Here is an 8,574-nt window from a genome sequence, read left to right on the forward strand (position 1 = left end):
AATCGGCACGGACCTGCCCAGAACCTCCCGAACTGCTCTTGTTGTCCTGTTGGACAACGCTCAGACGAGGTACCTGTCGCCGGCCCGCAGAACCCGCAGCCAGCAGCATCCGTACGGCCCGACCTGGTGGCGGAGCGTGCCGTCGTTCTCGACGTCCGAGGTCGCTCCGGTGAGCAGGTCAGCAACCCGTACTCCGACCCCGGAGCCCGCGACGACGAGGGTGATCTCCGCGGGCTCGGCGGAGAAGTTGTGCAAGGCGATGATCGTGCCGTCCTCGTAGTCCGAGCGATGAGCGACCACCGACGGCGTGTCGTGCTCGAGGATCGTGCACTCACCCCAGGACAGCTCGGGGCACTCGCGATAGCGCTGGGCGAGCAGCTTGATCCAGCTCAGCAGCGAGTCGGGGTCCTTGCGCTGGGCGGCGACGTTGACGTGCTCGGGCGAGAGGTCACCCTCCACCACCGGGCCGGCCAGGTCGCCGGGATCGGCCGTCGAGAAGCCACCGGTCGGGCCGGTCGTCCACTGCATCGGGGTACGGACCGCGTTCCGCCCTTCAGCGGCCAGATTCTCACCCATCCCGATCTCCTCGCCGTAGAACAACACCGGCGTACCGGGCAGGGAGAAGAGCAGGCTGTAGACCATCTTGATCCGGGCCTGGTCGTTGCCGAGCATCGGCGGCAGCCGGCGCCGCAGGCCGCGACCGTAGAGCTGCATGTCCTCGTCCGGCCCGAAGGCGTCGAAGACCTCCTGCCGCTCGTCCTTGGTCAGTTTGTCCAGGGTCAGCTCGTCATGGTTGCGGACGAACGTCCCCCACTGCGCCTCCTCCGGCGGCGCGGGCCGCTCGCGCAGCGCCTTGACCAGCTCGGCCGGGTCCTGGCGCGCCAGGGACAGGTACATCTTCTGCATGCCGATGAAGTCGAAGCACATGTTGAGCTCGTCGCCGTCCTCGTCACCGAAGAACGTCCGGGTGTCCTTGTACGACAGGTTCACTTCACCGAGCAGCACCGCCTGGCCGTCTCGCCGGCTCAGGAAAGCGCGCAGGTCACGCAGGTAGTCGTGCGGGTCGGCCAGGTTCGCCGCGTCCGTCGCGCCGGCGGTGTCCAGTAGGAACGGCACCGCATCCACCCGGAATCCGGACAGTCCCAGCCGCAGCCAGAAGCCGATGATCTTCAGGATCTCCTCGCGCACCGCGGGGTTCGCGATGTCGAGATCGGGCTGGTGCTTGTAGAACTGGTGCAGGTAGTACTGCCCGGCCTCCTCGTCGTACTCCCAGAGGCTGTCCTCCTGGTCCGGGAACACGATCCCCTCGTGCTGGTTCGCCGGCGGCTCGTCGCGCCAGACATACCAGTCCCGGTACGGCGACGTGCGCGACGCCCGGGCGCTCTTGAACCACGGGTGCTGGTCCGACGTGTGGTTCACCACGAGGTCCGCGATCACCCGGATCCCGCGGTCCTGCGCCAGCGTGATCAGCTCGACCAGGTCCCCGTGCGTGCCGAGTCGCGGGTCGACGCCGTAGAAGTCGGTGATGTCGTAGCCGTCGTCGCGATCCGGCGTCGGGTAGAACGGCATCAGCCACAGGCACGTCACCCCCAACTCGGCCAGGTGGTCGATCCGTTGCGACAGTCCGCGGATGTCTCCGCGCCCGTCGCCGTCGGTGTCGAAGTACGTCTCGATGTCCAGGCAGTAGACGACGGCGTTCTTCCACCAGACGTCAGCGGTCTCGGTCAGCCTCACGGGCGGGTCACCTCCAGTTGGGGCAGTACTTTGTCGCCGAACACGTCGATGAACTCCGACTGCTCCTGCCCGACGTGATGCAGATAGATGGCGTCGAACCCCAACCCGGCGTACGAGTTGAGCCAGTCGGCGTGCTGCGCCGGGTCGGACGAGATCCGCACGGCCTGGTGCATGGCCTCGGGCTGGACGTGCTCGGCCGCCTGGTCGAACGCCTCGGCGGTCTCCGTGTCCCAGCAGAACGGCGGCGAGAACACGTTGGTCCGCCACTGCTCGTGCGCGATCCGGGTCGCCTCTGCCTCGTCCGGGTGATAACTCACATGCACCTGCAGACAGACCTTCCCGCGACCGCCGTTGTCCCGGTACGCCGAAATCATCCGGCGCAACTGGTCTTCCTCCGCCGGGATGGTGATCATCCCGTCGGCCCAGCGGGCACATCTCTCCGCGGTAGCCGTCGAGACCGCCGCACCGAGCAACGCCGGCGGCTCGTCCGGCAACGTCCAGAGCCGGGCCCGGTCGACCGTGACGAGCCCGTCGTGGCTCACTTCTTCACCCTGCAAGAGTTTCCGTATCACCTCGACGGACTCCTCCAGCCGCTGCTGGCGGACAGCCTTGCGCGGCCAGCCGTCGCCGGTGATGTGCTCGTTGCTCGCCTCGCCGGTACCGAGTGCTGCCCAGAACCGGCCCGGATACATCGACCCGAGCGTGCCGATCGCCTGCGCGATGATCGCCGGGTGGTAGCGCTGACCTGGCGCGTTGACGACGCCGAAGGACAGTTCGGTGGCCTGGAGCGCGGCGCCGAGCCAGGACCACGCGAAGCCGGACTCACCCTGGCGGGTGCTCCACGGGCTGAAGTGGTCGGAGCACATCGCCGCGGTGAACCCAGCCTGCTCGGCCCGCACCACCGCCTTCAGCAGGTCGGCGGGCGGGACCTGTTCGTGCGAGGCATGGAAGCCGTAGACAGTCATGGCTTCCCGTTCCCCTCCCCAGCGAGTACTACACGGTTCACTCTGCGGAGGGAGTTGGTTCCGGAGGGTTGGGACGAGGGTTGCGGCATGGAGACACTCGTCGGGTTGGGGCGTCGTTGGCCGTCGTGGGTCGGGCGCGTCACGCAGTACTGGGCGGTGCTGTACGGCGCCTTGGCGGTGCACTGGATGACCGGTGGGCGGGAGAGTTTTCCGATCGCGAACGTGCACGGGGATCCGCCCGGCGGGCCGGTGACCGCGGTGGTAGTCGGTGGGGTGCTGGCGCTGGGAAGCGTTGCCGGTCTGCTGTCGGCGCGTGGGAAGTCGCGGTGGGCCACGGTGGGGTTGGTCTTCGCGACCGGGACGACGTTGCTGGGGACGTTCGGGCTTGCGCTGAGCGGAGTCGGAGCGGTCGCGGCCGGCACTGTGGAGCGGCCGTGGGCGATGGCCGGGCAGGTGGTCGCAGCGGTGGGTGCTGGGCTGTTGTTCGCGAGCACTCAGGTGCACCTACGGCGGCGACGGTCGCGGTGCCCACGGTGTGGGGGCGCTCATGAGGTGGCGTTGCGGCCGGATGCCGCGTTGGTCCGGCCGCGGCTGCTACCGGCTTCGGCGCGGACGCGGCGTACGGCGTACCTGGTCCTGGCAGGGTTGTTGCCTTGGGCAAGCGTGAAGCTGGTTTGGGGGTTCGGTGGGAGCGCGCTCGGGGTGACCGCGGCCGAGTGGCGGACGTCGATGGACAACAGCGAGACGTCGGCACTGAGCCGGCTGCTCGAGCGGCTCGGGATCGACATCACCGTGCTGGCATCGCTCGTCGGTGTGGTGCTGGTGCTCGCCCTGCTATACCGCTGGGGTCTGCGCCTGCCTCGGTGGCTCCTGCTCCTGCCCGCTTGGGTCGGCGGCGTCAGCCTTGTCCTGTACGGCGTACCGCTGGCCGTCTGGGGGTCGCTGATGGTGACCGGCGTCGCCCCGCCCGACGGCGACCCCGGTCCGTTCACGGCGACCGGGATCGCCTACATGGTCCTTTTCGGCGGCGCGGCCTTCGGTGGGCTAGGCACCGCGCTGGCGGTCGGCGCGGTGTCGTACCAGCGCCGCAGCCGACCTCACTGCTGAGACATGTCGTTCGTCTGTTGGACCAGGGCCTTGGCGATGGCGTTCAGTTTGGTGTTGCTGGTCTGGGAGAGGCGGGTGAGGAAGGCGAACGCCCGGTCGGAGTCGAGTTTGTAGCGCTCCATCACGATGCCGACCGCCTGGCCGATCTGGTTGCGGGTGGCCAGCGCCTCGGTCATGGTCTGATCCTGGCGGGCCCAGCCCATCGCGACGGCGACCTGGCCCGCGAACATGCTGCCGAGCTGGATCGAGTCGTTGTCGATCGCGTCCGGCTCCTGCGCGTACAGGTTGAGCGCGCCACGGACGTGCGGCTCGGCCCGGAACTGGAACGCGACCTGCGAGCCGAATCCGAGCGCCGCCGCCTTGGGGCCGAAGTCCGGCCAGCGCGGGTCATTGGCGAGGTCGTTGACCGCGACCACCGGATCCTCGATGGCCGCGTCCAGGCACGGCCCCTCACCCAGCTCGTACTGCAGGTGGTCGGCCCGGGTGACCCGCGGGCCGGTCGGCGCCAGCGTCTCGATCCGGCCGTCACGGGCGGTGATCGAGATACTCGCGTCGACGATGCCCGGGATGTTGTCGACCGTGCAGCGGGTGATCACCAGCAGCGTCTCGGCCAGGTCCGTCGGCCCGGTCATCGCGGCCGCCACCTCGGTCATCGCGGCGGCGATCTCCAGATGCTGGGACTGTTCTTCGATCATCGTCAGCTCCTCGCCCGAAGCCGATCTCCCCCCGGGGATACTCGGCGCTCTTGTCCCCAGTGTGCGTCATGGATCTGTGCAAGGTACGGCCCCGGCGCTGGTTTGCTCAACGCCGGGGCCTGAAGTTGTGGGACCTCGAGTTCCGACAACCTCTTGACCGACCTGTGCCCCTACAGCGCGGACCTAAGCATGGTTCGGGCCGCCGATGCCGTCCAGCCTCAGACTCGTCGGTTCAGCGACGTACCGATGACCTACCGCGATCACGCGACCACTTGCAGTAGGTTCGCTCGCATGTTGAAGCGTGCTGCCGCCATCGCCGGGGTTCTCCTGCTCGCTACCGCGGGCGCCGCGACTGCTTCGGACGGCCACGACCACGAGCTGATCGTTGGCGGCACGCTGGCCAGCACCACAGAAGCCCCGTGGGCGATCGCCTTGACGAACTCCAACTCCGCCGAGGCGACCGGCCGGTACTGCGGCGCCGCCCTGGTCAGCGCGACCAAGCTCATCACCGCCGCCCACTGCATGAATCAGCCCGCCTCGACCTACACCGCGATCCAAGGCCGGCCGGACCTGGCGGACACCAGCGTCGGCCGCACCTCCGGCATCAAGTCGATTTGGGTCCACCCCGGCTACGACCACGACAAGAACCAGTACGACTTCGCCGTACTCACACTGAGCCGGCCGCTCACCGGCGTACCGGTTCTGCCGCTGGAGACGAATCCGAAGGCCGACCGCAAGGGCGCCGTACCGACCGTCTACGGCTGGGGCGACACACAGGACACCGGCCCCGCCGACACCCTCGAGAAGCTGGCCGTGCCCGACCTGGGCGACGCCGCCTGCCTGGCCAACAAGGAGTACACCGCCAACGGCTACGCCGCCGCCACGAACATCTGCGCCGGCTACCCCGAGGGCGGCCGGGACGCCTGCCAAGGCGATTCGGGCGGCCCGCTAGTCCTCAACGGCCGCCTCCTCGGCACCGTCTCCTGGGGCAAAGGCTGCGCCGAGCCCGGCTACCCCGGCGTCTACGCCCAGATTTCCTCGGCCGCGAAAACCCTGCAGACGCAGCTCGCCAGGTAACACGGCAGACCCACCGCGACCCCAGGGTCGTCAATACGAAACATTACTGTCGCGATCGCCGTCAAGAACTCACAACGCGGATACGACCGGGAAATACTTTGTCCTTACCTTTCTAGGCAACCCCACCCGCCTAGTGAGGAGTTGGCACATGCCCCAGACCCGACGGCAGTTCCTGCAGCAGGTCGGCATCACCGGTGGCGCCGGTGTCTTGTACTCGACGATGGGCGCGCTCGGCCTGACGACCGCCGCTGAGACACCGGCCTTCGCGGCGCCGGCGCGCACCGATCTGAACGGACGCGGCAAGAAGCACATCGTCATCCTCGGCGCCGGGATCGCCGGGCTGACCTCGGCGTACGAACTCGGCAAGGCCGGCTACAAGGTGACCCTGCTGGAGGCCCGGCAGCGGCCGGGTGGACGGAACTGGACCGTCCGTGGCGGCACCGAGGAGAAAGACCTGCACGGCAACACGCAACGGGCCAAGTTCTCCAAGGGCCAGTACATGAACGCGGGGCCCGGCCGGATCCCGCAGCACCACGTGACCCTGGACTACTGCCGCGAGCTCGGCGTCGCGATCGAGCCGTTCGTGAACCAGAACGCGGATGCCTACCTCTATCGTGAGGGCAGTACTTCCCTTTCGAACAAGGCGATCCGGCACCGGACGGCGAAGGCCGACGTCTACGGGTACGTCTCCGAGTTGCTCGCCAAGGCGACCGACCAGGGTGCGCTCGACAGCCTGCTGACGCCGACCGACAAGGAGGCGCTGATCGGCTTCCTCAGCAGTTTCGGTGCTATCGGCAACAAAGCGGCGGGCTTCGGGTACACCGGCGCGGATGGACGACGTGGGTACGAGGTCGAGCCTGGGGCCGGATTGGAGGGTGGGCGGACCGCTGCGCCGTACGGGCTGAGCGATGTGCTGGCCAGTGGGGTCGGGAACTACTTCTCGTTCGAGTTCGGCTGGGACCAGGCGATGATGATGTTCCAGCCGGTCGGCGGGATGGACCGGATCCCGTACGCGTTCGAGCGGGCGATCGGCCGGGAGAAGTTCGTGTACGGCGCGAAGGTGCTCGGGTTGCGCAACACGTCGACCGGCGTCTCGGTGATCTACAGCAGTGGCGGCAAACCTCGTGAGATCACAGCGGACTATGCGATCTGCGCGCTGCCGCCGCACATCGCGGCGACCGTGCCGTCGAACCTGCCGGGCGACATCATCACCGCCCTGCAGTACGCGAGGCCGACCAACGCGGGCAAGATCGGGATCGAGTACGGACGGCGCTGGTGGGAGCTCGACCACCGGATCTACGGCGGCATCACGAACAGCAATCTCGACCTGGTGAACATGTGGTACCCGTCGACCGGCTTCCACGGTGAGCGCGGGACGATGATCGGTTACTACAACACGGGTGCCAACGCTACGGCGTACGGGGCGCTCAGCCCGGCGGCGCGGCTCGAGCGAGCCATTGCCCAGGGCATCAAGATCCATGGCGACGGTTACGGGAAGGACGTGAAGGCGTCGTTCTCGGTGGACTGGGCGGGGACGGAGTACTCGCGCGGTTCGTGGGTCGGCTGGCCGTCGCAGACCGACGGTGTCTACGCGAGGCTGCTCGAACCGACCGGCAACATCTACTTCGCCGGTGACCACCTCACCCACACCATCGCCTGGCAGCACGGCGCGATGGTCTCCGCCCGGGCGACGGTGACCGCCCTTCACAGCAAGGTGATGAGCCGATGAAATCACGTCTGTTGGCCGGGGTCGCCGTCGTCGCGGTGGCCTTCACGGCCGGTACTGCGACCGCCGACGGCTGGTGGGATCGCCCGAAACCGCCGCGGCCCGGCACCGTCGTACCGGCCCTCCCGGCCGGCCAGGCGAATCCGTTGATCGCCACTGGCGTGGGGATCGGAGCCGACACACCGATCTACAAGACGAGCGGCCTCGGACCGAGCGCCTTGAACACTGATGCTCCGGCCGGGAGTGAAGCGTCGTACGTCGACACTGTCATCTTCCCCGGTGGGGTGTTGCCGGCCGGCGTCACGATCACCGAAGCCCAGGGAATCAACGCGCTGCGCCGGATCGGCGAGAACCTCAAGGCGGTCGGTCTCTCCTACTCCGACGTCTACACGATGCGCGTCTTCCTGCAGAACCCGGCGGGCGCCCCAGCCGCCGACTTCGCCGGCTGGAACCGCGCGTACCGCCAGTACTTCGCCAACACCGACCTCACCACCGGCAAATTCGTCCCCGTCCCCCTCGGCACCGCCGCCCCCGCCAAGCCCTTCGTCGTCAACAGCTCCCGCCCCTCCCGCTTCGCCCTGGAAATCGAGAACCTCCCCGTAGCCGGCTGGCTGGTCGAAGTAGAAGTAGACGCCGCCTACCCCAAACACTGACCCCTTCGACCACCCCGCCCGTCAACCACCCGCCCCCCTCGCCCCAGGCCCACCCAGCAGACTCGCCCTCCCCCCGCCGCGCCTCGCGCCCCCATCTCAGGGGTTAACCCCTGAGATGGGGGGTTGCCCAGCTGGATTCTCAGGGGGCAACCCGCCATTTGAGGGGTTAACCCCTGAGATGGGGGCGCGGGGCGCGGGGCGCGGGGCGCGGGGCGCGGCGAGGGGGGTACTCGCTCCTGGCGATGTTGACAGTGTCATATGACAGTGTCATGATCTGGTTATGGAACTGTGGACTCTCAGCGAGCTGGCAGAACGGGTAGAAGCGGCATTGACCGACTACCCGGGCCAAGCCAACGGCCGAGTCCGCCCAGTCCCCGACCAACGCGCCATCCGCTGGTACACCACCACCGGCCTGATCGACCGCCCCACCGAGATGCGCGGCCGTACCGCCCTGTACGGCCGTCGCCATCTACTCCAACTGGTAGCCATCAAACGCCGCCAGTCCCAAGGCCACACCCTCGCCCAAATCCAATCCGAACTAGCCGGCGCCCCCAACCAAACCCTCGAACCCATCGCCGCCCTCCCCAACCCCCTCCCGCCCAACTCACCGAAGGTGG

Annotated in this window: 8 protein-coding genes; 5 read left to right on the top strand and 3 right to left on the bottom strand. The window is 68.1% G+C overall.

The window, feature by feature from the left end; translation table 11 throughout:
* Positions 1-60 precede the first annotated feature (60 nt).
* A complete protein-coding gene (locus ABD116_RS17290) occupies positions 61-1,734 on the bottom strand; it encodes an alpha-amylase family protein (RefSeq protein ID WP_343970522.1) in 1,674 nt (557 codons plus the stop codon).
* The gene (locus ABD116_RS17295; protein ID WP_343970524.1) at positions 1,731-2,699 is read right to left on the bottom strand and encodes a TIGR03885 family FMN-dependent LLM class oxidoreductase; all 969 of its coding nucleotides are present in this window, start codon (positions 2,697-2,699) and stop codon (positions 1,731-1,733) included. The genes ABD116_RS17290 and ABD116_RS17295 overlap by 4 nt, the downstream gene beginning before the upstream one ends.
* A gap of 87 nt (positions 2,700-2,786) precedes the next feature.
* On the opposite strand from ABD116_RS17295, the gene ABD116_RS17300 reads away from it, so the two are divergent.
* Positions 2,787-3,806, top strand: a complete 1,020-nt coding sequence (locus ABD116_RS17300; RefSeq protein ID WP_343970526.1) for a hypothetical protein — start codon at positions 2,787-2,789, stop codon at positions 3,804-3,806.
* Here the strand turns inward: ABD116_RS17300 and ABD116_RS17305 are convergent.
* The gene (locus tag ABD116_RS17305) at positions 3,797-4,501 is read right to left on the bottom strand and encodes a GAF and ANTAR domain-containing protein (RefSeq protein ID WP_343970529.1); all 705 of its coding nucleotides are present in this window, start codon (positions 4,499-4,501) and stop codon (positions 3,797-3,799) included. The genes ABD116_RS17300 and ABD116_RS17305 overlap by 10 nt on opposite strands.
* Positions 4,502-4,792: 291 nt before the next feature.
* On the opposite strand from ABD116_RS17305, the gene ABD116_RS17310 reads away from it, so the two are divergent.
* The 4 genes from ABD116_RS17310 to ABD116_RS17325 form a co-directional block, all read left to right on the top strand.
* Positions 4,793-5,578 carry a S1 family peptidase gene (locus tag ABD116_RS17310; RefSeq protein ID WP_343970532.1) on the top strand — a complete coding sequence of 262 codons (786 nt, stop codon included), beginning with the start codon at positions 4,793-4,795 and terminating at the stop codon, positions 5,576-5,578.
* A gap of 148 nt (positions 5,579-5,726) precedes the next feature.
* Positions 5,727-7,307: a flavin monoamine oxidase family protein gene (locus ABD116_RS17315; protein ID WP_343970535.1), complete on the top strand. Its 1,581-nt coding sequence runs from the start codon at positions 5,727-5,729 to the stop codon at positions 7,305-7,307.
* Entirely contained in the window at positions 7,304-7,957 is a 654-nt protein-coding gene (locus ABD116_RS17320) for a Rid family hydrolase (RefSeq protein ID WP_343970538.1), read from the top strand. Before ABD116_RS17315 ends, ABD116_RS17320 begins: the two co-directional genes overlap by 4 nt.
* A 280-nt stretch (positions 7,958-8,237) precedes the next feature.
* Positions 8,238-8,574: MerR family transcriptional regulator (locus tag ABD116_RS17325; protein WP_343970541.1), on the top strand; the 337-nt coding region annotated here is incomplete at its 3' end.

Source organism: Kribbella koreensis, from assembly GCF_039525325.1.
Lineage (GTDB): Bacteria > Actinomycetota > Actinomycetes > Propionibacteriales > Kribbellaceae > Kribbella > Kribbella koreensis.